The 25,896-nt window shown below is 36.3% G+C and carries 19 protein-coding genes and 2 tRNA genes; 8 read left to right on the top strand and 13 right to left on the bottom strand.

Going from position 1 to position 25,896, the window contains the following annotated elements; translation table 11 throughout:
• Positions 1–4: 4 nt before the first annotated feature.
• The 3 genes from trmD (at position 5) to A9G12_RS02280 (ending at position 1,900) form a co-directional block, all read left to right on the top strand.
• Complete coding sequence (gene trmD, locus A9G12_RS02290; protein WP_065564264.1) at positions 5–757, top strand: tRNA (guanosine(37)-N1)-methyltransferase TrmD; 753 nt, start codon at positions 5–7, stop codon at positions 755–757.
• A gap of 31 nt (positions 758–788) precedes the next feature.
• A complete protein-coding gene (rplS, locus tag A9G12_RS02285) occupies positions 789–1,139 on the top strand; it encodes a 50S ribosomal protein L19 (RefSeq protein WP_025314641.1) in 351 nt (116 codons plus the stop codon).
• A 158-nt stretch (positions 1,140–1,297) separates the two neighbouring features.
• Positions 1,298–1,900: a MarC family protein gene (locus A9G12_RS02280; RefSeq protein WP_065564263.1), complete on the top strand. Its 603-nt coding sequence runs from the start codon at positions 1,298–1,300 to the stop codon at positions 1,898–1,900.
• 166 nt (positions 1,901–2,066) lie between these two features.
• On the opposite strand, the gene A9G12_RS02275 is transcribed toward A9G12_RS02280, so the two are convergent.
• The 4 genes from A9G12_RS02275 to lysA are packed head-to-tail and all read right to left on the bottom strand — an operon-like array spanning position 2,067 to position 7,518.
• A complete protein-coding gene (locus A9G12_RS02275; protein ID WP_065564262.1) occupies positions 2,067–3,470 on the bottom strand; it encodes an amino acid permease in 1,404 nt (467 codons plus the stop codon).
• Between the two features lie 55 nt (positions 3,471–3,525).
• On the bottom strand, positions 3,526–4,632 hold the full coding sequence (locus A9G12_RS02270; RefSeq protein WP_065564261.1) for an alanine/ornithine racemase family PLP-dependent enzyme: 1,107 nt from the start codon (positions 4,630–4,632) through the stop codon (positions 3,526–3,528).
• A 21-nt stretch (positions 4,633–4,653) separates the two neighbouring features.
• Positions 4,654–6,066 (bottom strand): APC family permease, encoded by a 1,413-nt coding sequence (locus tag A9G12_RS02265; protein WP_065564260.1) that lies wholly within the window; start codon positions 6,064–6,066, stop codon positions 4,654–4,656.
• A gap of 54 nt (positions 6,067–6,120) precedes the next feature.
• A complete protein-coding gene (gene lysA, locus A9G12_RS02260) occupies positions 6,121–7,518 on the bottom strand; it encodes a diaminopimelate decarboxylase (protein ID WP_065564259.1) in 1,398 nt (465 codons plus the stop codon).
• 264 nt (positions 7,519–7,782) lie between these two features.
• On the opposite strand from lysA, the gene A9G12_RS02255 reads away from it, so the two are divergent.
• Positions 7,783–9,222 carry a sigma-54 interaction domain-containing protein gene (locus A9G12_RS02255; RefSeq protein WP_065564258.1) on the top strand — a complete coding sequence of 480 codons (1,440 nt, stop codon included), beginning with the start codon at positions 7,783–7,785 and terminating at the stop codon, positions 9,220–9,222.
• Between the two features lie 16 nt (positions 9,223–9,238).
• Here A9G12_RS02255 and A9G12_RS02250 read toward each other — a convergent pair whose 3' ends face one another.
• Positions 9,239–10,420 (bottom strand): NAD(P)/FAD-dependent oxidoreductase, encoded by a 1,182-nt coding sequence (locus tag A9G12_RS02250; RefSeq protein WP_065564257.1) that lies wholly within the window; start codon positions 10,418–10,420, stop codon positions 9,239–9,241.
• A gap of 364 nt (positions 10,421–10,784) precedes the next feature.
• Here A9G12_RS02250 and gltB point away from each other — a divergent pair, with 364 nt between their 5' ends.
• Positions 10,785–15,242, top strand: coding sequence for a glutamate synthase large subunit (gene gltB, locus A9G12_RS02245; protein WP_065564256.1), 4,458 nt, complete (start codon positions 10,785–10,787; stop codon positions 15,240–15,242).
• A 13-nt stretch (positions 15,243–15,255) separates the two neighbouring features.
• A complete protein-coding gene (locus tag A9G12_RS02240; RefSeq protein WP_065564255.1) occupies positions 15,256–16,668 on the top strand; it encodes an FAD-dependent oxidoreductase in 1,413 nt (470 codons plus the stop codon).
• Positions 16,669–16,739: 71 nt separating this feature from the next.
• Here A9G12_RS02240 and A9G12_RS02235 read toward each other — a convergent pair whose 3' ends face one another.
• From A9G12_RS02235 to mazG, 3 genes are read right to left on the bottom strand one after another with little or no spacing between them, the layout of a single operon-like run.
• Positions 16,740–17,432 carry a glutathione S-transferase family protein gene (locus A9G12_RS02235; protein WP_065564254.1) on the bottom strand — a complete coding sequence of 231 codons (693 nt, stop codon included), beginning with the start codon at positions 17,430–17,432 and terminating at the stop codon, positions 16,740–16,742.
• Positions 17,433–17,475: 43 nt separating this feature from the next.
• Entirely contained in the window at positions 17,476–17,916 is a 441-nt protein-coding gene (locus A9G12_RS02230; protein WP_065564253.1) for a hypothetical protein, read from the bottom strand.
• A complete protein-coding gene (gene mazG, locus A9G12_RS02225) occupies positions 17,909–18,712 on the bottom strand; it encodes a nucleoside triphosphate pyrophosphohydrolase (protein ID WP_065564252.1) in 804 nt (267 codons plus the stop codon). The genes A9G12_RS02230 and mazG overlap by 8 nt, the downstream gene beginning before the upstream one ends.
• 241 nt (positions 18,713–18,953) lie before the next feature.
• On the opposite strand from mazG, the gene A9G12_RS02220 reads away from it, so the two are divergent.
• Both A9G12_RS02220 and A9G12_RS02215 read left to right on the top strand, forming a co-directional pair.
• Positions 18,954–20,963, top strand: coding sequence for an OPT family oligopeptide transporter (locus A9G12_RS02220; RefSeq protein WP_065564251.1), 2,010 nt, complete (start codon positions 18,954–18,956; stop codon positions 20,961–20,963).
• A 236-nt stretch (positions 20,964–21,199) separates the two neighbouring features.
• Positions 21,200–23,122 carry an ABC transporter ATP-binding protein gene (locus A9G12_RS02215; protein ID WP_065564250.1) on the top strand — a complete coding sequence of 641 codons (1,923 nt, stop codon included), beginning with the start codon at positions 21,200–21,202 and terminating at the stop codon, positions 23,120–23,122.
• A gap of 158 nt (positions 23,123–23,280) precedes the next feature.
• Here A9G12_RS02215 and nusG read toward each other — a convergent pair whose 3' ends face one another.
• From nusG to A9G12_RS02190, 5 genes are all read right to left on the bottom strand, one after another.
• On the bottom strand, positions 23,281–23,826 hold the full coding sequence (gene nusG, locus A9G12_RS02210; RefSeq protein WP_065564249.1) for a transcription termination/antitermination protein NusG: 546 nt from the start codon (positions 23,824–23,826) through the stop codon (positions 23,281–23,283).
• A gap of 1 nt (position 23,827) precedes the next feature.
• Positions 23,828–24,169, bottom strand: a complete 342-nt coding sequence (gene secE / locus A9G12_RS02205; protein WP_218056557.1) for a preprotein translocase subunit SecE — start codon at positions 24,167–24,169, stop codon at positions 23,828–23,830.
• Between the two features lie 197 nt (positions 24,170–24,366).
• The gene (tuf, locus tag A9G12_RS02200) at positions 24,367–25,551 is read right to left on the bottom strand and encodes an elongation factor Tu (RefSeq protein ID WP_065564247.1); all 1,185 of its coding nucleotides are present in this window, start codon (positions 25,549–25,551) and stop codon (positions 24,367–24,369) included.
• Positions 25,552–25,727: 176 nt separating this feature from the next.
• A tRNA-Thr gene (locus A9G12_RS02195) sits at positions 25,728–25,803 on the bottom strand.
• Positions 25,804–25,806: 3 nt separating this feature from the next.
• Positions 25,807–25,881: transfer RNA gene (locus A9G12_RS02190), tRNA-Gly, on the bottom strand.
• Positions 25,882–25,896 lie beyond the last annotated feature (15 nt).

Genomic DNA, 25,896 nt, shown 5'->3' with positions numbered 1-25,896 from the left:
GAATATGTGGATTGGCGTTATTAGCCTTTTTCCCGAAATGTTTCAAGCTATTACTAGTTATGGTGTAACTGGTCGGGCAGTTAAAAACGGACTGTTAGAAGTAAATTATTGGAACCCGCGCGATTTTGCGCATGATAAGCATAAGACTGTCGATGATAGACCTTATGGGGGTGGACCAGGCATGTTAATGATGGTACAGCCACTTAAAGATGCTATTCATGCAGCTAAAACAGTAGCAGGTGACGATACTAAAGTAATTTATCTGTCTCCACAAGGGCGCAAACTAAACCAACAAGGCGTTTGCGAATTGTCACAAAACCAAAAGTTAATTTTGATTTGTGGGCGATACGAAGGCATAGATGAACGCGTTATCCAAACCGATATTGATGAAGAGTGGTCAATTGGGGATTACGTATTGAGTGGTGGTGAATTACCGGCGATGACTATGATTGATGCACTAGCTAGGTTTATTCCTGGGGTGTTACATCACGAATCATCGGCAGCAGAAGATTCTTTTGCTAACGGTTTACTTGATTGCCCTCACTATACCAGGCCTGAAGTGTTAGATGGTATGGCGGTGCCTGATGTATTAATGTCTGGTCACCATGAAGCGATTCGTCGCTGGCGATTAAAACAATCACTAGGACGAACTTGGTTAAGAAGAAAAGATCTTCTTGCAAATCTAGCTCTGACTGATGAAGAGCAATGCTTACTTGCTGAATTTCAACATGAATACAGTGATAAGCAAAGCGATTAATATTTCAGTATAACTAGTAAGAGATAATATTATGAAAAATGCAATTATTCAGCAATTAGAACAAGAACAAATGAAAAAAGACATCCCGTCTTTTCGCCCGGGCGATACGGTTGAAGTAAAAGTATGGGTTGTTGAAGGTAATAAAAAACGTCTTCAAGCATACGAAGGTGTGGTTGTTGCAATTCGCAATCGTGGTTTACATTCTGCATTTACAGTACGTAAAATTTCGAATGGCGAAGGTGTTGAACGAGTATTCCAAACTCACTCACCAATTGTTGATTCAATTACTGTGAAACGTCGTGGTCAAGTACGTCAAGCTAAACTTTACTACTTACGCGAACTTCGTGGTAAAGCGGCTCGTATTAAAGAGCGCCTTAACTAATTTTGATTAGTTAACTACTAAAAATTAAGTAAAATATATCAAATTAAATATGGTCACCTTTATGGTGACCGTTTTTTTATATAATAAAAGTTATTGCCCACCAATATTTATTGATAAAATTAACTTTATTTATTAAAGCCACACAGAAGGTATATATCATGGGAGACTATCTTGTCGATATTCTTGCTACAACCGTAAAATTATTTGCATTAATGACCCCTCCAGCAGTTTTAAGTGCGTTTTTGAGTGGTACTAAACAATACAATGAACAACAGCGACGCAAAACAGCATTTAAAACGTCGTGTGCGGTTTTTATTATTGGGATTGTGTTGTTCTTTATTGGTAATGCCATGTTTAGTATTTTTGGTTTTACGCTGGATGCTTTTAGAATTGGCTCAGGAGCGTTATTATTTTTGACCGCCGTATCACTAATGAATGATTCCCCAGAAAAAAACAAAATTAATAGTGACGAAGATATCAGTGTAGTGCCATTAGCCATTCCTCTATGTATGGGGCCAGCATCCATTGGTACTATTATTGTATTAGGAACAGGTGCAATTGGTGTTGTACAAAATCTGATTGGGGCTATTTCGCTATTAATTGCCTCCGGTGGTATTTATGCTATGTTGTTATGTGCCAAAAGTATTGCTAAAGTTTTAAAAAATACTGGTATTGCTATCCTAGCAAAACTAACTGGATTACTATTGTCAGCTATTGCTGCACAAGTAATTTTTACTGGAGTTGCAGCTTTTTTAAAATAAGTCAGTAACTCATCTTCTATTTAAAATGAACATAATTAATCGCAAGCGTTATTAGTAAACTAAACAGTAGGCAATACATACTGTTTAGTTCTTTATTAACGGATTGATAATTTGTGATCACCAATTATTTACATAAGTAACTAGTAACTATATTTAATCTAGATGGTTATAACCCACCACTAATTATTGGATGTCGCTTCTTATAGAAAAAATAAGAAACCAAGATAACTAAGATTAATATTACTTCTGACAATAAGATGAAATGACCTGATTCACCAAACCAGACTCCAATAATAATCACCAAATTAACAATAATAGAAATTGCTGCCAGCCAAGGGAATAAAGGTGATTTAAATTTGATCATCTCTTTGGGGTATTTACCACTATTTATACCCTTACGGAATTGATACTGACACCAAGAAATAATAATCCACGCAAAGCACCCTACTTGCCCGGTACTTGCTACCAAATAGATATACAGTTTTTCTGCCGCTATATATTTAGAAAATAAAGATACTAGCGCAATTATCGAAATAAACAAAATACCTTTAGTTGGTACTCCACGTTTATTTACTGTAGAAAAATATTTAGGTGCTAGATTATCTTGCGCCATAGACCATAACATTCTTGAACTAGCATAAATAGCAGAATTAGCGGCTGATATTGCAGCACAAAAGATAACAAACAACATCATATACGAGGCAAATGTAATCCCTGCTTTATTGAAAACCCAAATAAAAGGGCTAATTTCATTATGTTCGGTTCCGTATGGATAAACCAATGCTAATACAGCAATGGCTAATACGTAAAAAAGGATAATACGAAAAGCAACACCAGTTATTATCTTTGGTAACACAGATTGTGGTGATTGCGCTTCACCAGCAGCACTACCGATTAATTCAACACCTTGAAACGAATAGGTGACAATAGTCATACAAATAAAAATAGATAAAAATCCATTAGGAAACCAACCAGATCCGGTTTTAAAAGTTGGTAAAATATGCGTATGTGAATATTGCTGATAAAGTAGATAAATACCAATGCCAATAAATGCAATAATTGCTAGTACTTTAATGGTTGAAAACCAATACTCGCTTTCACCAAACGCTTGTACTGAGGTTAGGTGTACAGAAGTAATAACAATTAAAATTAATAAACTAAAAAGATAAATGGGAATATTAGAAAACACTTGGTGAGCAATCATTGACGCTGCAGTTAAATCTGCCGCCATCGACAGCACCCAACTTAACCAATATAACCAACCTATGGTGTAACTCCAAATTGGATTAGGTATAAACATTAAAGCATAGTGTTGAAAAGAACCAGCATGAGGAAATGCACAAGAAAGTTCCCCCAAACATAACATTGTTGACAGCATTATGCACCCAGCCATCAAATAGGCAATAATTGTGCCTAATGGTCCAACTGTGCTTAGTGGGGCTGCAATACCAATAAATAATCCGGTACCAATTGATCCACCTAACGAAATCATCAACAAATGTCGATTTTTTAGATTTTTCTTTAACGTACTACTGGGGTAAGGAGTGTCTTGAGATTCTATTGTTGCCATGGTAAACCGCCTAATAAACAATAAAAACTGCTGGTTACCCAGCAGTTTGTACGAATTAATAAATAAACCGTTTTTCTATACCATTAGTTTGACATGCCATAAGTAAGGCGGTGTAATCTAGTTCAAAACAAATGATGTCACCAACTCGTAATGTTTGCGTAACATCTTCAATATCGACGAGTGTATGATCACTGGTTTGCCCTAAAACAGTAATATTATCATTGACGGGAATACAACTTTCTGCAGGAACATCTTGACGCCCAAAGGCAAGAAGTGCTCGTTTGCGAGTCCCATGATCAACAAATGTTTTACTATTTAAAAAAGCATCTACACCTAATTCACCAACGGGAACAGTAGGTTTACTATTGAGTTCAATGATTTCCGCATATAATTTGTACAAATTACTACATGCTTTATCAACTGGTTTGTTTGAATGATGAAATTCATCAAGATATTTCATATCTACATACTCAATACCAAACTCATGTAAACCACCTATTCTCAAATGATTCAATCCTTCCGGCCAAAGACCTTTATCTAGTAAGTGATAACTAGTACAGTTACCAGCCGATAAATATTTTATTTTAATATTACAGGATTGTTCTACCTTACGAGCTATTTGTAAAAAATCTTCACCATTTTTGACGGTAGGCAAAACAGTACCATAGCAGTTAAAGTTAGTGCCAAGCCCATAAAGCTCAACACCAGGTAAAGATAGTATTAGTTTAACAGTATTGATAATTTCATCAATATGTTCAAACCAAATTCCTTCGCGTAAATCGCCCATATCCACCATTAATAAAACTTGATGAACTTTTTGCTGTTTTACGGCTTCATCTGAAAGTGCTTGTATAACTTCTGGCTCACTATTTAAGCTAATGTCAGCATATTTAACTACATCACTAATTTCACTTAAGCAAGGACTACGTAATAAGCAAGTTTTACAATTTAAGGCTTGTTTAATTTTTTTCAAATTATAAGTTCTTGATTCGGCAATAACATCAATGCCACCATCGAGAACGGCTTTCGCCGTTTCGACACAACCATCAAAAACCTTATTTACAGCCATTACTTCAATGCCATGTTTAGCTAACAGATCTTTTTCTACACGGGCATTATTTCTTAACTTACGTAAATCAATTTCCAATATAGGTTTGTACATATATTTACACTCCTCTATATTTTACTGGTGTTGTAGACGATTGCGTTTTTGAGCTCGATGGAATATCCATTCAGCTAATCCGATAGCAAGCACCGCACCACCAACAATTTTAGCTACATACTCTGCATAACCACCCATGTCGATTTGTGCTGGTGGAATAAAAACTAAGACCACTGCAAACAGAGTAGATAAGAATCCTAAACCAGGTAATACAATCGGCATTACTTTACCCGGAATTTTAAAACTACGTGCTACGTTTGGTTGCGTAATACGTAAACGATAATAAGCAATAAACATTACTAAATATGGAATAAAGTAACAGATAGTAGTTAACGCCGTTAACATCCAATAAGCCGCTGCAATACTTGGTGATACAAAAGTTGAGAAACATAAAACCGTTACAATAATTGCTTGAATAATTAATGCAAAGGCTGGTGTTTTATAAACTGGGTGTAAACGACCAATTCGTTCTCCAAGTAAATTATCTTCTTTAGATGCTTCTTGTAACATATAGATCGGGCCAACTAACCATGAGTTAATTTGTCCTAAAGCACCAAAGAATAAACAAATAGCCATAACTGGTAATAACCAAGGCATATGTAATTCGTTAGCTGCAGCTTCCATAGCCTGCATTACTCCAGCAACAATATCAGTATCTTGAGCAGGTAATAAGGTGTTAATTGCCCATGAACCAATCATATAAATACCAACAATTACAATTGCTGATACTGCCATTGCTTTAGGGAAATCACGTTGCGGATCACGAGTACGCCCTGCAATCATTGGAGCGACTTCAAGTCCGGCAAAAGCAAACATCATGCTAGATAAGAACACAATAGTATCCCAACTACTTAAATCAGGGATCCAATCACTAACATGGCTATAATCCGTTGCCATTAGGTGGCCGGTTAATAACCATACTATCGCTAAGACGATAATAATCGCTGCCGGGATAAATACTCCAAGCCAGGCACTAACACTATTAATAATTTTGGTCCATTGCATACCTCTAATATTCATAAGTGTCAAAATCCAAAAGACAACCATGGAACCTACACCAATAAATACTTGATTTTGTGCTAATTCTGCACTAAACATATAACCAATTGCAGTAAAACCAAATTGCAACATTAATGGGAAGAAAAGCACACAAGAAAACAAGAAGCAAACCACAACTATCCAACCAATACGTTTACCAAATGCTTCTTTTACCCATACAAAAATCCCACCATCTTTTGGCCAGCCAGTTGAAAGCTCACCACAAACCATGGCTAAAGGGAAGAAAAGACAAAATGCAGCAAGTAGCCAAAGCAACATCGCTGATGCCCCATAAGGAGCTACATTAGGAATTTGACGTAAACTCAATATTGCAATGACATTCATAAACACAATGTCTTTAATACCAAGCAAACCTGAATCTTTAGCATTACTCATATATAACCTCACATTAGCATATCTGGAGCATTATCTGCTCCAGATAAATCATGATTAATACAGATCGTATCCAACCATATCTTCGTAAGTGTCTTCACGACGAATCAGGCGATCTTCACCTTCTTTATCGATCATCACTACAGCTGTACGAGGACGATTGTTATAAACTGTTTGGCTTTCAATGGTATAAGCGCCAGCATCAAGGAACGCAACAATATCACCAATTTGAGTGTCTTTAGGCATTAAGAACTCTTCACCTTTAACACCTACATGGTAATAGTCACCACCATCACATAAAGGTCCAGCTAATTTAATATATTCATCATGTGATTCATTGATTTTTGACGCATTATAAACATAGAAGAACCAATCAAAATGTTGACTGTCAGACAACACACTATAACCTGCATCAACAAATTTCCATTCAACATGTTCTTCAACGTTACCGTCTAAATCATAATTAGTTTTACGTTTTTCACAGGCAACTTCTGTTACCAGAACACCTGCTGAACCAGTTACTTTACGACCAGGTTCAATGCAGATTTCAACATCAGTACGCCATTTGTGCACTTCACTAATAACTGCATCAGCAAAGTCTTGTGCAGTAATACCTGCGTACATGTTGTCTTGTAAAGGATTACCATTTTCTTCGTCATATTTGTATGGTACTGGAATACCGCCACCAACGTTGATTAAATCAAATTTAATACCAAGCACTTCTTCTAAACGACGTGATTCATCAACTAGTACCTTAGTTGCTTTAGCAAATGGTTCTGACTCAGGAACTTGATCTCCAACATGCATGTGTAAACCACGTAAGTGTACATAAGGCATTTTAAGAATACGGCGGCAAGTTTCTTCAGCTTGTTCTAAATCAATACCTGATTTTGCATGATATGCAGTTACTAATTCTGCATGAGTTGCTGATGGCACATTCGGTTCTACGCGTACACAAACATTAGCAACTTTTTTCAGACGAGTTGAAATTTCATCAATAATATCAAGTTCATAAAGGCTATCAACATTGATAATATAAAGATCGTTTTGGATAGCAAATTCTAAATCTACTGGTTTTTTAACTACACCATTAAACACAATTTGGCTACCACTAAATCCAATATCTAAACATTTACGGACTTCATACATTGAGTTCGCTTCTGCATAAATACCTGCATCTTTAATCGCTTTTAATACACCCATTACTGAACAAGTTTTTGAAGCATAAAAAATCTTAGTATTAGGATGCGCTTTAAAAGCATCTTTAATTTCTTGCACATTACGATCAATTTCTTTTTCAGAAAAAACATAAAAAGGAGTTGGATATTTTTTTGCCAACTGTTCCAAATTAACGCCATCAAAACATAGTTTGCCGTCTTGAGCACTGAATCGGCGATCTTTTGTTACAAGATCTGTACGTAATTTGTTATAATTTGACATAATTGTGTCGGACATATAGCCTCCAGTTAATTAGTACATAAAAAAGATAAGTAAAAGGTGTTTCACTTATAACTTGTGCATTTAATGCAATCAGCGTGCCAACTTAACAAAATATTAATAATCAAATAATTAACAAAAAAATTACAAAAAAAATATTAGTCATTTAGTAAAATATATGTTTTTATGACGAAAATTCGTCACACTTAGTAATGGTGCAATACTATTTAAATTTAACAAACTAAGTTTAGTAAACCGCCACATCTTAAAAGGTATTAATACATGACAATTGATCCTGAATTACTACAGGCTTTAGAAATATTTAAACATTTTTTTGATTTAATGCATCAACCAATGGCTATTATCAATAAAGAAGGTAAATACATTTACTACAATCAGGAAAGTGCTGAGCTGGATGGTTATTCGAAGGAAAAAGCAATTGGCAAGCCAATGTTAAAAGTCTATCCTAGTTTAAAACAAGAAGATAGTACTATGCTACAAGCCCTACAACAGGGTATAGAATATCAAAATAACTACCAATCTTATTATAACCATGTTGGTAAACTTGTTGATTATTTACATACTACCGTACCCCTCTATAATCATAATAAAGAGATCATTGGTGCGGTTGAAATAGGTCGAGATTTATCGACAGTACGTGAATTACAAGACCAAGTATTTAATCTAAATAGCAAATTATATCAGAATAAAGAACAACCATTACCCGATATAGTCTTTGTATCGCAAAAAATGCAAGAGGTTATTGATCAAACCAATATATTAGGTGCTAATGATGTACCTGTTTTAATTGTAGGCGAAACCGGAACAGGTAAAGAACTTTTTGCTCGTTTAATCCATCAAACTAGCCAGCGGCGTGATAAAGCTTTTATTTCACTTAATTGTGGTGCCCTACCAACAACTTTAATTGAAAGTACATTATTTGGTACTGTCAAAGGTGCTTTTACAGGAGCAGAAAATCGCCAAGGGTATTTAGAATTAGCCAATGGTGGTACTTTATTTCTAGATGAACTCAATGCTATGCCATTGGAAATGCAAAGCAAATTATTACGATTTTTACAAGAAAAAACCTACTGGCAATTAGGTGGTAACAAAGAACAACATTCAGATGTACGCATTGTTGCAGCCATGAATGAATCACCTGCGGAATTACTACAAAATGGCACAATGCGTAGCGATCTGTTTTATCGATTGAATGTGGGTTTAATCAAGCTACCGGCATTAAGAGAAAGAACCGAAGATATTCCTGTATTAGCGAGGTATTTCATAGATAAACATAAAAATGATGTCAATGTCGTAATTAGTGGCATCAGCGATCAGGCGTTGCAACAATTAATTTCAGCACCTTGGCCGGGTAATGTACGCATGTTAGAAAATACAATTGTGCGTAGTATGGTGCTACAAAATGAACCCGGTGAACTACAACATATAACACTTGATGATGATTTATATGAAATTAGCAGTACAAATAACCACAATGGTACTAATAGCAATTTTGCCCATAAACCTGTAAACAATTATGTAAATAATGGTGCCAATTTAACTGAACAAGTTGAAGATTATGAACGTCAATTGATTGTTGATGCCTTAAATCAAGCTAATGGCAAAATTGTTACTGCAGCTAAAATATTAAAGGTATCGCGTACCACCTTGCAATATAAGGTAAAAAAATACAATATCCAGCTAGGGGTACTTGATAGTTAAGCAATAATATTGATACTTATGTAGTAATCGCTTCGGCACAAGCAAAAGCACTACTCCAAGCCCATTGGAAATTATAACCGCCAAGCCAACCCGCTACATCTATAACCTCACCAATAAAGGAGAGATTGGGTTGTGCTTTTGCTTGCATTGTTTTTGATGATAAAGCCTCTGTACTCACTCCGCCTAATGTTACTTCTGCGGTACGATAACCTTCAGTGCCATTGGGGACAACAGTCCATTGTGTTAAGGTTTTATATAATTGTTGTTGCTGTTTATGATTAAGTTGTTTAACCGTTGTATCCGCTAATAAATTAAGTTGCATTAATGCTTCTATGAACCGCTTAGGTAAAATTTGTGCCAGGCAATTCTTTATAGTCTGATTCCGATTTTTTTCCAGCAGTTGTTGGAATTGCGAATCGAATTCAAGATCTGGTAATAAATTAATATTGATGGGTTCCCCTGCTTGCCAATAACTAGAAATCTGTAAAATTGCTGGCCCAGAAAGTCCGCGATGAGTAAACAGTAGATTTTCTTTAAAACTAATTTTTGTGTTAGAAACTTCAACCGGGATCGCTATGCCTGATAAAGTCGCTAAAATATCCAGTAAGGGTTTATGTAGAGTAAAAGGCACTAATCCAGCTTTAACGGGTACTACTGGTATAGCAAATTTTTCAGCTATTTTATAACCAATTGACGTCATACCAAGTGCGGGCATGGATAAACCACCCGTTGCCACTATAACTTTATCACTCTCGATAATTCCCTTTGAAGTATATAATTTAAACTGATTATCATAATCAACATCCTCAACTTGTGTTTGCATCTGAAACTTAACACTACCTTGTTGGCATTCTTTTACTAATAAGTTGACAATATCCTCGGCTGAATTATCACAAAATAACTGCCCATGATCCTTTTCGTGATAATTAATATTATGTTTATTAACTAATTGCAAAAAATCCCATTGCGTAAACCTCGTTAATGCAGATTTACAAAAATGGGGATTTTGCGATAAATAATTGGCAGCACTAATATCAAGATTAGTAAAATTACATTTACCACCGCCAGACATTAAAATTTTACGTCCAACTTTTTTACCATTATCAATTACAGTCACATCATAGCTTTTTTGCCCAAGTAGTCCTGCACAAAAAAGTCCTGCCGCCCCGGCACCAATAATAGTAATTTTTGTTTGCATAAGTGATACTTCAAAAAGAAAAGGTGTTAGATTATAATAGCATAAATTTACCAGTCCAAGTGCTATTCCTTATACTAAAACATATAGCAGACCTGAAACATCTTTACATAAATAATAATAATCCATTAAATTTTAAAATTAGATTAGATATTTACTTTATTTGCACTAAAACTTAGCACTCAAACATTAATATTTTATATACAATTATTAGCTTCATTAATAACTCTGGTACAAGTTATTAGAAGATTGACTTATAAGTAATATTTATTTGACCAAAATACTATTTTTATTTAATTTCTCTGCCTATATGGGATAAACGCCTATCCCTACCCCAATAAAAAAATTATCAATCAGAGGCAATGATATGTTATACAACCAGCATCATGAAAAAGATAACTGCGGATTTGGTTTAATTGCACATATTGAAGGGCAACCAAGTCATAAAGTGGTGCGAACTGCAATTCACGGACTGGCTCGGATGCAACACCGTGGAGCTATTTTATCTGATGGCAAAACCGGTGATGGCTGTGGGCTGTTATTACAAAAACCCGACCGTTTTTTTAGACTAGTTGCGCAAGATGCTGGCTGGCGTTTAGCAACTAACTATGCAGTTGGTATGCTTTTTTTAAGCCAGAATGAACAAGAAGCACAAGCTAGCCGTGATATTGTTGAGGAAGAACTGGCCAATGAAACTTTATCTATTTTAGGTTGGCGCGAAGTACCAATCGACAAAAGTGTATTGGGTGAAATTGCCTTATCTTCACTGCCTAAAATTGAACAGGTTTTTGTGAATGCTCCTGCTGGGTGGACAAAAATTGATTTAGAACGTCGTTTATATATGGTTCGTCGTCGTATAGAAAAAAGAGTCCAAGACGATACATTTTACGTATGTAGCTTTTCAAATCAGGTAAATATCTACAAAGGTCTTTGTATGCCTAAAGATTTACCACACTTCTATTTAGATTTAGCTGATTTACGTATGGAAACTGCTATCTGCTTATTCCATCAACGTTTTTCTACCAATACCGTACCACGTTGGCCATTAGCACAACCATTTAGACATTTAGCTCACAATGGCGAAATCAATACTATTGAAGGTAACCGTCAATGGGCCAAAGCCCGTTCATATAAGTTTAAAACACCTCTTATTCCGGATTTACAAGATGCCGCACCTTTTGTCAATGTAACCGGTTCTGACTCAAGTTCATTAGATAATATGTTGGAACTGTTCCTTGTAGGTGGTATGGACATAGTGCGGGCAATGCGATTACTGGTGCCGCCAGCTTGGCAAAATAATCCTGATATGAATGAGGATTTACGCGCCTTTTTTGATTTTAATTCAATGCATATGGAACCGTGGGATGGACCAGCAGGTATTGTGCTGTCTGACGGACGTTATGCCGCATGTAATTTAGACCGAAATGGATTACGTCCTGCTCGTTATGTTATTACCACCGATAAACTCATCACTTGTGCATCTGAAATCGGTATTTGGGATTACCAACCAGACGAAGTCGTAACTAAAGGGCGAGTAGGACCCGGAGAATTGCTGGTTATCGATACTGAAGAAGGTCGTATATTACAATCATCTGAAACTGATAATGACTTACAAAAACGCCATCCTTATAAAGAATGGATGAGTAAAAATGTTAAGCAACTCATCCCATTTGAAAACTTGCCCGATGAAAATATTGGCTCGCGTGATTATGACGATGGCTTATTAGCTACTTATCATAAACAATTTGGTTATAGCTTTGAAGAGTTGGATCAATGTATTCGTGTACTCGGTGAAAACGGTCAAGAAGCGACTGGCTCAATGGGTGATGACACACCTTTTGCGGTATTATCTAGCCGACCTCGCATAATTTATGATTATTTCCGCCAAAAATTTGCTCAAGTAACCAATCCACCTATTGATCCTTTACGTGAAGCACATGTGATGTCACTGTCAACCAGTATTGGACGAGAAATGAATGTGTTTGCAGAAGCAGAAGGACAAGCACATCGTGTGTCATTTAAATATCCGGTGCTAGTTTATTCAGATTTACAACAATTAACCGCATTAGAATCACGTTATTACAAATCTGAAACTTTAGATATTACTTATGAAATTGATGGTAGTTTACGTGACGCCATTGAACAACTATGTGGTGATGCAGAAACTAAAGTCCGTAACGGCACAGTATTATTAATTTTATCAGATAAAAATATAGCAGCGGATCGTTTACCAATTCCAGCTCCAATGGCACTTGGTGCGGTACAACAACGTTTGGTTGAAAAGAATTTGCGTTGTGATGCCAATATAATTGTTGAAAGTGGTAGTTGCCGTGACCCACACCAATTTGCAGTGCTCATTGGTTTTGGTGCTACTGCGATTTACCCTTACTTAGCTTATGAAACACTTGCACAAATGGTAGATAATGGCACAATTAAAAAATCTTACCGCGAAGCCATCCTTAATTATCGCAATGGTATTAATAAAGGCCTATATAAAATCATGTCGAAAATGGGGATTTCTACAGTTGCTTCGTATCGTTGTTCGAAACTATTTGAAGCGGTTGGCTTACATAACGATGTAGTTAATCTGTGCTTTCAAGGTGTTACTAGCCGTATAAGTGGGGCTAATTTTGATGATTTCTCTCAAGACCAATTTAATCTTTCCAAAAAAGCATGGTTACGACGTAAACCATTAGACCAAGGAGGACTACTTAAATTTGTCCATGGCGGTGAATATCATGCCTATAATCCTGATGTGGTACAAACACTACAAAAAGCCGTCAATAGTGGTAATTATGATGATTATAAACACTATGTTGATATTGTAAATAATCGCCCGATTGCTACATTACGTGATTTACTAAAAATAAATCCACCAGAAAATGCTGCAATTCCATTAGAACAAGTTGAAAATGAAGAATCACTATTTAAACGGTTTGACTCAGCCGCTATGTCGATTGGTGCACTTAGCCCTGAAGCACATGAATCACTAGCTGAAGCGATGAATACCTTAGGTGGTTTTTCAAATTCAGGTGAAGGCGGCGAAGATCCAGTACGTTATAACACTATAAAAGTATCTCGAATTAAACAAGTGGCATCAGGGCGGTTTGGTGTTACCCCTGGATATTTAATGAGTGCTGATGTAATCCAAATCAAAGTAGCTCAAGGAGCAAAACCTGGTGAAGGAGGTCAATTACCGGGAGATAAAGTCACACCTTATATTGCTAAATTACGCTACTCAGTACCAGGAGTGACACTAATTTCTCCCCCACCTCATCATGACATCTATTCTATTGAGGACTTAGCTCAGCTTATTTTTGATCTTAAACAAATTAATCCGAAAGCGATGATCTCAGTAAAATTAGTTTCTGAGCCTGGAGTTGGCACTATTGCAACAGGTGTGGCCAAAGCCTATGCCGATTTGATTACTATATCTGGTTATGATGGCGGTACTGGAGCTAGTCCATTAACCTCGGTTAAATATGCCGGTTCACCTTGGGAATTAGGACTAACTGAAACACAACAATCACTAGTTGCCAACGGGCTCCGTCACAAAATACGTTTACAAGTTGATGGCGGTTTAAAAACTGGTATTGACATTGTCAAAGCGGCTATTTTAGGCGCCGAAAGCTTTGGTTTTGGAACAGGGCCAATGGTAGCACTAGGTTGTAAATATTTACGTATTTGCCACTTAAATAACTGTGCTACTGGCGTTGCCACTCAAGATGATAAATTACGTAATGAACACTATCATGGTTTACCAGAAAAGGCCATGAACTACTTCCGTTTTATAGCCCGCAATACGCGTGAAGTAATGGCTGAACTGGGAGTTAGCCGTATTGTTGACCTTATCGGTCGTACTGATTTATTAATAGAATTAGACGGTATTACAGCTAAACAACAAAAATTGAATTTATCGGGATTATTGGAAACCGCTAAACCAGTTGAAGGCAAACCTGTTTATTGTATAGAAGATAATAAACCATTTGATAAAGGCGTTCTTAACAAAGAAATCATGACCCAAACCCAAGAATGTGTCGACAATCGTCAAGGTAAAAGTTTCTATTTTGACATTCAAAATACTGATCGTTCCGTAGGTACCACTTTGTCAGGTTATATTGCTAAAAAATATGGCGATCAAGGTTTAGCAACAGATCCTATCTCATTGAACTTTAATGGTACCGCTGGTCAAAGTTTTGGTGTATGGAATGCCAGTGGTGTTGATTTGATGCTCACAGGAGATGCCAATGACTATGTAGGAAAAGGCATGGCTGGGGGCCGCATTGTGATTCGTCCACCACTTGGTTCTGCATTTAAAAGCCATGATGCCACTATTGCCGGTAATACTTGTTTATATGGTGCCACAGGAGGCAAACTTTTTGCTGCCGGGCGTGCCGGAGAGCGTTTTGCGGTACGTAATTCTGGCGCAATTAGCGTTGTTGAGGGTATTGGTGATAACGGCTGTGAATACATGACTGGAGGTATCGTTTGTGTATTAGGTAAAACTGGTGTTAATTTTGGTGCTGGCATGACTGGTGGATTTGCCTATATTCTTGATGAAGATAGTGATTTCCATAAACGTATTAATAAAGAACTTGTGGAAATTTTAAATGTCGCCGATCACTCAATTCATGAAGAACATTTACGTGGTTTAATCATGGAACATGCTCAACTTACTCATTCATCACGTGCCGAAGATATTTTGGCGAACTGGGAGATATTTGCTAAAAAGTTTGTGTTGGTCAAACCAAAATCAAGTGATGTAAAAGCATTGTTAGGTCACCGTAGTCGCTCATCAGCAGAACTACGCGTTCAAGCACAGTAAGGAGAACACGAAAATGAGTCAAAATGTGTATCAGTTTATCGATTTACAACGTGTTGATCCGCCTAAGAAATCATTAGGCATCCGCAAAATAGAGTTTGTCGAAATTTATGAAGGATTTTCTGCTTCACAATCACAAGCACAAGCAGATCGCTGCCTTGCCTGCGGTAATCCATATTGTGAATGGCGTTGTCCGGTGCATAACTATATTCCCAATTGGTTAAAATTAGTCAATGAAGGTAAAATCTTAGAAGCCGTTGAATTATCTCATCAAACCAATAGTTTGCCCGAAGTGTGTGGCCGTGTTTGTCCTCAAGATCGGCTTTGTGAAGGGTCTTGTACTCTCAGTGCTGAATTTGGTGCCGTTACTATCGGTAATATTGAACGCTATATTACTGATGAAGCCTTTAAATTGGGTTGGAAACCGAATCTATCTAACGTTGAAAATACTGGTTTAAAAGTAGCAATTATTGGTGCTGGTCCGGCCGGACTTGCTTGTGCCGATGTATTAGTGCGAAATGGTGTTAATCCAGTGGTTTTTGATCGCCATCCTGAAATTGGTGGTCTTTTAACTTTTGGTATTCCAGCGTTTAAATTAGATAAAGAAGTCTTAATTAACCGTCGTCATATTTTTACTGAAATGGGGGTTGAATTCCGGCTTAATACTGAAGTGGGTAAAGAAGTACAATTAGCTGATTTAATTAACGAGTTTGATGCTGTTTTTGTTGGTACTGGTACATACCAATCGATGCGAGCCGGTTTGGAAAATGAAAATGCTAACGGTGTTTATGATGCTTTACCATTTTTAATCGCTAATACCAAACACATTATGCAACATAAGCAAACCAAAGATACTCCGTATATCGACATGAAACACAAACGCGTTGTGGTACTTGGTGGTGGTGATACCGCCATGGACTGTGTACGTACATCAATTCGTCAAGGTGCTATTGAAGTTACCTGCGCTTATCGTCGTGATGAAGCCAACATGCCTGGTTCCAAACGAGAAGTCAAAAATGCCAAAGAAGAAGGGGTTCAATTCCAGTTTAATGTACAACCACTTAGTATCGAAACTAACAATGATGGACAAGTAACCGGAATAAAGATGGTTAGAACTGAGCTTGGTGAACCCGATGCAAAAGGTCGTCGTTCCCCTGTGGTTATTGAAGGTTCTGAATTTGTATTACCGGCAGATGCAGTAGTAATGGCATTTGGTTTTAAACCACATTCAATGCCATGGTTAGCAGAGCATGGTGTTGATTTTGATCAACGGGGTCGAATCATTGCTCCAGCAATTAAAGGCTATCAAACATCTAATCCGAAAATCTTTGCTGGCGGTGATGCCGTACGAGGTTCAGATTTAGTGGTAACCGCCATTAGCGAAGGACGTAAAGCAGCTGAAGGAATTTTAGATTATTTAGAAGTATAATTATCAAGGTAAGTTATATTGGAACACTAGCCCCAATCAATCTTAATTGGGCTAGTGTTTTATATTAAAATTTATCTGTGTAAACGATAAGGTTCATCTATAACCACAAAACACTGTTCTTTTAATGCGTTATTTATCCAATCTTTAATCCCTTTTGTATGGCAAATTGTATCAATATAATCAGCTAAAATTGGGCTGGTTTTTATATGATAATTTTTCAATCTTAGACATATAGGAGCATAAAATCCATCAGCTATACTAAAGTCACCAAACAAATAACTTTGATTTGATGTGTTCGACATCAATAACGATGATAGCAAGTCATCTAATAATGTGATTTCATTTTTTACTTCTGAATGATCGCGTAATATTATTTGCCCTACTTCTGGTAATTCTGCTTCAATATTCATTGGCAAATAATTTCGGATAGCGGGAAAACCTGAATGCATTTTAGCAACTAAACTTCGTGCCATTGCTCTATGTTTAATATCAGTAGGCCATAAAGCTAAATCAGGATGTTTTTCAGCTAAGTATTCACAAATAGCTAAAGAATCAGTGATCACAAAATCCTCATCCATTAAAATCGGTACAGTTCCATACTTTGAAATTGAGGATATTGTTTTCTTGAACAAAGAATCTGCACCAAAATCGTCAAATTTAACTAATTTTTCGTTAAAAGGAATACCGAAATACTTCATCACAACCCACGGTCGCATCGACCATGTGGAGTAATTTTTGTTACCAATATAAAGTGTATAACTCATGTTTATTTACCTAAAACCAACATTTATGGCACTTATCACCTTATCATAAATAAACCACATGTATCCCTTTTTCTGGTTGAAAAGTTGCTTTGCCAAATTCATCTAAGAAATAAGCAATATGATCTGCTTTATCTCCTAGTAAACGCCCTTTCACTTTATTCCAAGTCATCAACACAATCATCGCATCAGGCTCACAACAAATCAGCATAGGTTGTTGAAATTCTTCATTCCAATAAAACTCACCGCCATATATTTTATGGGCGGTAAGTAATAGATAACAACCATACTCTTGGGCGATCATATTCAGCTGTTCTTCGGCAATACTAAAGTTTTTTTCAGCTAATTCGCCAATAATCATTTCAACAACAGTAATACTTTTTTCAGAATAATCTAGTTGATTAATACTCCATTTGGGACTGTGTAAAATCGCATTTTGAGCCCAAGCTTCAATTTCTTGATATAGTTCATTTTTCGGTTCAGTCATTTTTATTCACTTCGCTATTAGATTTAATCAGTTCTGCTTGTTTAACACTTTGCCACGCATCTTCCATTTCTTCAAGTGTTGCATCCCTTAAAGAATAGCCTTTTTGTTTTAATATAAATTCAACTTGTTTAAATCGACGGACAAATTTATGATTAGCTTGTTGCAAACACAGTTCAGACTTAACTTTTAGGTGCCTTGCTAAATTAACCGTAGCAAAAAATAAATCACCGAGTTCTTCTTCAATTTTATGTTGCTTTTGCTCTGGTTGACTAATTTCTTGTTCCACTTCGTTAAGTTCTTCTTTTACTTTATCGAAAACGGGTTTTAATTCCAACCAATCAAAGCCAATAGCAGCACAACGTTTCTGTATCTTTTCGGCTTTCATCAAAGCCGGAATAGCATTAGGTATATCATCGAGCATAGAGTATTGCGCACGCTGATCTCTTTCTTTTTGTTTGAGCTGTTCCCAATTAGGTTTATTTGTTGTTTTATCTGCAAAAACATGGGGATGGCGACTAACTAACTTATCCGCAACCGCTTGACATATATCGTCAAAGTTAAATTGTCCTTGCTCATTGGCTAAATCAGCATAAAAAATAATTTGAAACAACAAATCCCCGAGTTCTTTTTTTAGTTCAGGCATATCCTGTTTATCTATCGCATCTAAAACTTCGTATGTCTCTTCCAAAGTATAAGATTTTAGGGATGCCATGGTTTGTACACGATCCCATTCACAGCCATTAATCGGATCACGAAGTTGTTTAACAATAGCTTGTAGACGTTGTAATTGATTCAAGAGATTTCTCTAAAATTTATTGATTAATAAATCTATTTTAAGGGTTTTACTATTGAACTGTTATTGTTTTTACATTTTAATTTAAAGCAATATAAAATTATTTTGAATAATGCTAATTAAAATTAGAATATAAAAAAATTAGTAATTCCTTTTAAGTTAGGCTTCAACAAGATAATTTGTAGCTTGATAAGATCAAATATGTATATAATAGTAGATTATCGCACTTACTTTAGTTAATTACATGAGCAATTTACGTGAACTGACATTAAGAGGTACTATTCTTGGTGCCTTTATTACTATTATATTTACTGCATCAAATGTGTATTTAGGTTTAAAAGTTGGATTAACTTTTTCATCCGCTATTCCTGCTGCTGTTATTTCAATGGCTATATTAAGATTATTTTCTGGAGCAACAATTTTAGAAAATAATATGGTACAGACCCAAGCTTCAGCTGCGGGGACCTTATCTTCAATAATTTTTGTTCTTCCCGGGTTATTGATGATTGGTTATTGGCAAAGCTTTCCTTTCTGGCTAACATTAAGTGTATGTGTTGCCGGTGGAATGCTTGGGGTTTTATTTTCAATTCCTCTACGCCATGTAATGGTAGTAAAAAGTAATTTACCTTATCCCGAAGGTGTTGCTGCGGCTGAAATTTTAAAAGCCGGTTCAAAAACTAATAATAACGACTCAAATGAAGGATTAAAAGACATTTTATTTGGTGGTGTTATTGCATCTCTAGTCAGCCTTTTTACTAATGGATTCCGAGTCTTATCTGATAGTACTGCCTATTGGTTTACTGGAGGAAAATCTATATTTCAACTACCTATGGGATTCTCGTTAGCACTACTTAGTGCCGGTTATTTAATTGGTATTATCTCGGGTATAGCTGTATTAATTGGTACTATTATTGCTTGGGGATTCGGCATTCCGATTTTAAGTACACTAAGTGATTATGATACTAGCTTACCATTATCCAAAATTGCAATGAGCTTTTGGGCTAAAGATATCCGTTTTATCGGTGCAGGTACTATAGCTATTGCCGCCATCTGGACACTACTTACTTTAATCAAACCTATGATTGAAGGATTAAAAATTTCTTTTAAAACTTTACGTTCTGATGTATCGGCTTCTGATATTGAACGAACAGAGCAAGATTTATCACCGAAATCTATTTTCTTGATTATGGCAGGTATGCTAATTATTTTGTTAGCAACTTTTTATACCTTTATCTCTGATAGTGGTTTATCTGCTGGTATTGCTTGGACGTTAGTTTTTTGTGCCGTGTTATTTGCTTTCATTATGGGCTTTTTAGTTGCTGCAGCTTGCGGTTACATGGCAGGATTAGTTGGCTCCTCTGCTAGTCCTATATCCGGTATTGCTATTGTTGCGGTTATTGTAATTTCATTGATTTTACTCGGATTGGGTGAAACAAACGGTATGTTATCTTCTATTGAAGGTTCCAACTTTGCCACGGCTCTAGCATTATTTACTACCAGCGCTGTATTAGCAATTGCTTGTATATCGAATGATAATTTGCAAGACCTGAAAACAGGTTACTTAGTACAAGCAACTCCTTGGAAACAACAGGTAGCATTATTAATTGGTTGTGTGGTCGGAGCAATTGTTATTGCTCCAATTTTAGAAATTCTATATAACGCATATGGTTTTACTGGTGCCTTACCTCGTCCTGATATGGATCAATCACAAGTATTAGCTGCGCCACAAGCAACATTAATGACGACTATAGCCAAAGGTATTTTTTCACATCAACTAGATTGGACTATGATTTTGATAGGGCTAGCTTTAGGTGCAGTGATTATTATTATTGATTTATTACTAGCCCGTAATCATTCAAAATTCCGTTTACCTGCCTTAGCTGTTGGTTTAGGCATATATTTGCCTCCAAGCATTACTATGCCGATTTTTATAGGTTCTTTATTATCATGGATAATTAAACATTATGCATATGCAAAAGCTAAAAAACAAAATCTAAATCCTGAGGTCGAATATAGAAAAGTTGATCGTAAAGCAGCTCTAATTGCATCAGGTCTGATTGTAGGTGAAAGTTTAGTTGGCGTTATTTTAGCTGTTGTCATTGTTATAAGTATTACCAGTGGCGGTGGCGATGCACCATTAGCAATATCGGCTGATTTAGGTATGTTACCGCAATATCTAGGTCTTGTTGTTTTTGTTACAATTTGCTTGCTATTTATTCGCAAAGCTTTAACCGCAATCAAAAACGAACTTTAATTAATGATTGAACAAAGCCCTTTACTATTTAAAGGGCTTATTACTGAATTACTTTTTATAAATTTTAACTAAATCTAACCGCTAATATAATCACTTACTTTTAATATAATATCAGTTCTATCTTAATTTATTTATATAATTAAGATAATTTAAACACCCTTTTGGGTTTTGCATTGATACAATTTTTTGTTAGCATAACAGACTTTATTTCATTTTGAATAATAGATATCAATATCATGATAGTTTTTGACTCCATCCAAGTGCGTCGCGGTACTAATTTACTGTTAGATAATGCATCTGCAACCATAAATCCCAAACAAAAAGTTGGTCTGGTCGGTAAAAATGGTTGTGGCAAATCAACATTATTTTCACTTATTAAAGGAGAAATTCAAGCAGACGCAGGAACTTTAACGTTTCCTTCTCAATGGCAACTTGCTTGGGTAAATCAAGAAACTCCTGCATTAGATACGCCAGCAATCGAATATGCTATTGACGGCGACCGAGAATATCGACAATTAGAACAACAATTAGACATAGCCAATCAACAAAATAATGGGCAACAAATCGCTCTGGTACATGAAAAACTTGATAACATTGATGCTTGGACTATTCGTTCACGAGCAGCCACACTTTTGCATGGGCTGGGATTTTCGAATGAACAATTACAATTACCAGTAAAATCCTATTCCGGCGGTTGGCGCATGCGCTTAAATCTAGCACAAGCATTGATGTGTCGTTCTGATTTATTGCTCCTTGATGAACCAACCAACCACCTTGATTTAGATGCAGTAATTTGGCTTGAAAAGTGGTTGACTAATTATCAAGGAACATTAATTTTAATTTCACACGATAGAGATTTTTTAGATCCGCTAGTGAATAAAATTATTCATATTGAACAAAAAAGCTTGTTTGAATATACCGGTAACTATTCTTCATTTGAAATTCAGCGCTCAACAAAATTAGCACAACAACAATCACTTTATGAAAGTCAACAACTAAAAGTAGCTCATCTACAAAGTTATATAAATCGTTTTAGAGCAAAAGCCACTAAAGCTAAACAGGCACAAAGTAGAATTAAAATGCTTGAAAAAATGGAACTCATCGCTCCAGCTCATGTTGATAATCCATTTCATTTTAGTTTTCGACCATCTGAATTCCTGCCAAGCCCGTTATTAATGATGGAAAAAGTGGTTGCTGGTTATGATGATAAAATTGTGTTAGAAAAAATTAAACTTAATCTAGTCCCTGGCTCCCGCATAGGCTTGTTAGGGCGTAATGGTGCAGGTAAATCAACACTGATTAAGTTCTTAGCTGGTGAGCTCTTACCTAAAGAGGGGCATATTAATTTAGCTAAAGGCGTGCAATTAGGTTACTTTGCCCAACATCAATTAGAATACCTACGTGCTGATGAATCACCACTTTGGCACTTGACACAACTAGCCGATCCTAATATTACCGAACAAGAGTTGCGTAATTATTTAGGTGGGTTTGATTTTCATGGAGATAAAGTCAATGAGCCTGTAAACACTTTTTCTGGTGGAGAAAAAGCGCGTTTAGTGTTAGCACTTATTGTGTGGCAAAGGCCTAATCTACTTTTATTAGATGAACCAACCAACCATTTGGATTTAGATATGCGACAAGCATTGACCGAAGCGTTAATCGATTTTGAAGGTGCACTAGTTGTAGTCTCACATGATCGCCATTTATTACGTTCCACCACTGATGAATTTTATCTGGTACATGATCAAAAAGTAGAGCCATTTGAAGGAGATCTTGATGATTACCAGAAATGGCTAGCCGAAGAGCAGAAAATTGAGAACCAATCTATTGAGAATAATAACACTAGCAAAAATGAAACGGCCCAAAATATTTCAGCTCAAGATCGCAAAGAACAAAAACGTAAAGACGCCGAATTACGTGCACAAATGCAACCCATTAAAAAGCAATTACAACAACAAGAACGTGCTCTGGAACACCTAACTAAACAATTACAAGATATTGAGCAGCAATTAGCTGATCCTGCTATGTATGAACTCGACAAAAAAACTGAATTAACCACGATATTGCTTAATCAAAGTCGACTTAAAAATGAGCTAGAAGAAACCGAATTTAAATGGCTAGAGCTACAACAACAATTAGAAGATCTTAATGCTATTTAAAAAAACACTTTACAGAATTAAAAAATTAATACGATTTCACTAAATATAATTTAGCCAACTAATCTTACTTTAACTAAATGGTACATTTATTTCTTAGATAAAAAAAATCACAGAATAATTTCTGTGATTTTTCTAAAACTCTTATGAATTTGATTCAATTAACTTTTTTCAACTTGGCTAAAGTCAAGTTCTACAGGAGTTGAACGACCAAAAATAGAAACGGACACTTTTAAGCGGCTCTTTTCATAATCGACTTCTTCAACAACACCGTTGAAATCAGCAAATGGACCTTCATTTACTCGTACCAACTCACCTGGTTCAAATAAGGTCTTCGGACGAGGCTTATCTCCAACTTGTTGTAAACGATTCATGATTGCATCAACTTCACGTTGACTAATTGGTGCCGGTCTATCAGAAGTTCCACCAATAAATCCTAGTGTTCTTGGTACACTCTTAACTAAATGCCAAGTTGCATCATTCATTATCATTTCGACTAAAACATAACCAGGAAAGAATTTACGTTCACTCTTACGACGTTGACCACTTTTCATTTCGACAACTTCTTCAGTTGGTACTAGGACTTCACCAAAGAAATCTTCCATGTTATGTAATTTAATATATTCACGTAAAGATTGTGCAACACGCGCTTCATAACCTGAGTAAGCTTGAATAACATACCATCGTTTTTGTTGTGTTTCACTCATATTAACGTCCTATTGATGTTAAATAAAAGACTATTGAACGGAACAAAGAATCCATTCCCCAAAGGGCTAAGCCAACAATAACAGTAATAGCAGCAATGAGTAGAGTTGTTTGTACTGTTTCTTTACGAGTAGGCCATACTACTTTTCTTAACTCTTTTCTTGATTCTTGTAAAAAGGCAAAAAATACTTTACCTTTATTTGTTGTAAATGCAATCAATAAAGTTAGAAGTGAAATTACAACCACTGCAATAATTCTAACGATCGTGTTTGGTTGATATATATCATTAGGTCCAGCAAAATAAAAATTTCCCCAGACAATAAATGCAATCAATATAAGAACCAAACCCCACTTGAATTTGTCTAGAATCGTGCTTGTATCTTGACTCTCGTTATTTACTAGCATATAAAACCTACAACTATGTTATTTATAATAATATCCATTTCCCAAAATGCTCTTTTTTGATAAAAGCATTTTGCTAAATAGACTAGATAAGAAAGGGCATCTAACGATACCCTTTCTATGAGTAACAAGTAGCTAAATTATTTAATAACCTTAGCAACAACACCAGCACCAACAGTACGACCACCTTCACGGATAGCGAAACGTAAACCGTCTGCCATTGCGATTGGGTGAATTAATGATACTGTCATTTTGATGTTATCTCCAGGCATTACCATTTCTACGCCTTCTGGTAATTCGATAGTACCAGTTACGTCAGTTGTACGGAAGTAGAACTGTGGACGGTATCCTTTGAAGAATGGAGTATGACGACCACCTTCTTCTTTGCTTAAGATATATACTTCTGATTCAAAATCTGTATGTGGTGTGATTGAACCTGGTTTTGCTAATACTTGACCACGTTCGATTTCTTCACGTTTAGTACCACGTAGTAATACACCAACGTTTTCACCTGCTCGGCCTTCGTCTAGTAATTTACGGAACATTTCAACACCAGTACAAGTTGTTTTTGCTGTCGGTTTGATACCAACAATTTCAACTTCTTCACCGACTTTGATTACACCACGTTCTACACGACCGGTTACCACTGTACCACGTCCTGAAATTGAAAATACGTCTTCAATTGGTAGTAAGAATGGTTTATCGATATCACGTTGTGGTTCCGGAATATAGCTGTCTAATGCTTCTGCTAATTCTACAATTTTGTCTTCCCATGCTGCATCGCCTTCTAACGCTTTTAGCGCAGAACCGCGAATTACTGGTGTATCGTCACCAGGGAAATCATATTGAGTTAGAAGTTCACGCACTTCCATTTCAACTAATTCTAATAATTCTTCATCATCAACCATATCACATTTGTTTAAGAATACGATGATGTATGGAACACCTACTTGACGACCTAATAGAATGTGTTCACGAGTTTGTGGCATAGGACCATCAGTTGCTGCTACTACTAAAATAGCACCGTCCATTTGCGCTGCACCAGTGATCATGTTTTTAACATAGTCAGCATGGCCCGGGCAGTCTACGTGGGCGTAGTGACGAGTTGGTGTATCGTATTCAACGTGTGAAGTATTGATGGTAATACCACGTGCTTTTTCTTCAGGTGCATTATCGATTTGATCGAATGCACGAGCTTGACCGCCGTATTTTTTAGCAAGTACAGCTGTGATTGCAGCAGTTAAAGTTGTTTTACCATGGTCAACGTGGCCGATTGTACCAACGTTAACGTGGGGTTTTGTACGTTCAAATTTTTCTTTAGACATTTATTGTCCCTCAAATGTAATACAAATCGGTGGCGAATCACCACATTAACCAAGTATTATATTCACATAATACTAATTTAAAATCAGCTTTGAATGATAACAGATAAAGCCATCCAGTGACAAGCTATAAAGCTGTTAAATTCGATATTTTTAGAAGTTTAGGAAAGGGACAAGAATGGTGCTGATAGGCAGATTTGAACTGCCGACCTCACCCTTACCAAGGGTGCGCTCTACCAACTGAGCTATATCAGCAATTGGAGCGGGCAGCGGGAATCGAACCCGCATCATCAGCTTGGAAGGCTGAGGTAATAGCCATTATACGATGCCCGCATGTTCAAACTCGGC

The sequence above is a fragment of the Gilliamella sp. wkB112 genome, from assembly GCF_001690685.1.
In the GTDB taxonomy this organism is placed as follows: Bacteria; Pseudomonadota; Gammaproteobacteria; order Enterobacterales; family Orbaceae; genus Gilliamella; species Gilliamella apicola_J.
The sequence above is the reverse complement of the archived record's forward strand: the minus strand, read 5'-3'. Positions and strand labels throughout refer to the sequence as shown.

What these genes read in the sequence shown, in the direction of transcription:
- trmD (WP_065564264.1), top strand. Translation starts at nt 5, where the DNA reads ATGTGGATTGGCGTTATTAGCCTTTTTCCCGAAATGTTTCAAGCTATT.
- rplS (WP_025314641.1), top strand. Translation starts at nt 789, where the DNA reads ATGAAAAATGCAATTATTCAGCAATTAGAACAAGAACAAATGAAAAAA.
- A9G12_RS02280 (WP_065564263.1), top strand. Translation starts at nt 1,298, where the DNA reads ATGGGAGACTATCTTGTCGATATTCTTGCTACAACCGTAAAATTATTT.
- A9G12_RS02275 (WP_065564262.1), bottom strand. Translation starts at nt 3,470, where the DNA reads ATGGCAACAATAGAATCTCAAGACACTCCTTACCCCAGTAGTACGTTA.
- A9G12_RS02270 (WP_065564261.1), bottom strand. Translation starts at nt 4,632, where the DNA reads ATGTACAAACCTATATTGGAAATTGATTTACGTAAGTTAAGAAATAAT.
- A9G12_RS02265 (WP_065564260.1), bottom strand. Translation starts at nt 6,066, where the DNA reads ATGAGTAATGCTAAAGATTCAGGTTTGCTTGGTATTAAAGACATTGTG.
- lysA (WP_065564259.1), bottom strand. Translation starts at nt 7,518, where the DNA reads ATGTCCGACACAATTATGTCAAATTATAACAAATTACGTACAGATCTT.
- A9G12_RS02255 (WP_065564258.1), top strand. Translation starts at nt 7,783, where the DNA reads ATGACAATTGATCCTGAATTACTACAGGCTTTAGAAATATTTAAACAT.
- A9G12_RS02250 (WP_065564257.1), bottom strand. Translation starts at nt 10,420, where the DNA reads ATGCAAACAAAAATTACTATTATTGGTGCCGGGGCGGCAGGACTTTTT.
- gltB (WP_065564256.1), top strand. Translation starts at nt 10,785, where the DNA reads ATGTTATACAACCAGCATCATGAAAAAGATAACTGCGGATTTGGTTTA.
- A9G12_RS02240 (WP_065564255.1), top strand. Translation starts at nt 15,256, where the DNA reads ATGAGTCAAAATGTGTATCAGTTTATCGATTTACAACGTGTTGATCCG.
- A9G12_RS02235 (WP_065564254.1), bottom strand. Translation starts at nt 17,432, where the DNA reads ATGAGTTATACACTTTATATTGGTAACAAAAATTACTCCACATGGTCG.
- A9G12_RS02230 (WP_065564253.1), bottom strand. Translation starts at nt 17,916, where the DNA reads ATGACTGAACCGAAAAATGAACTATATCAAGAAATTGAAGCTTGGGCT.
- A9G12_RS02220 (WP_065564251.1), top strand. Translation starts at nt 18,954, where the DNA reads ATGAGCAATTTACGTGAACTGACATTAAGAGGTACTATTCTTGGTGCC.
- A9G12_RS02215 (WP_065564250.1), top strand. Translation starts at nt 21,200, where the DNA reads ATGATAGTTTTTGACTCCATCCAAGTGCGTCGCGGTACTAATTTACTG.
- nusG (WP_065564249.1), bottom strand. Translation starts at nt 23,826, where the DNA reads ATGAGTGAAACACAACAAAAACGATGGTATGTTATTCAAGCTTACTCA.
- tuf (WP_065564247.1), bottom strand. Translation starts at nt 25,551, where the DNA reads ATGTCTAAAGAAAAATTTGAACGTACAAAACCCCACGTTAACGTTGGT.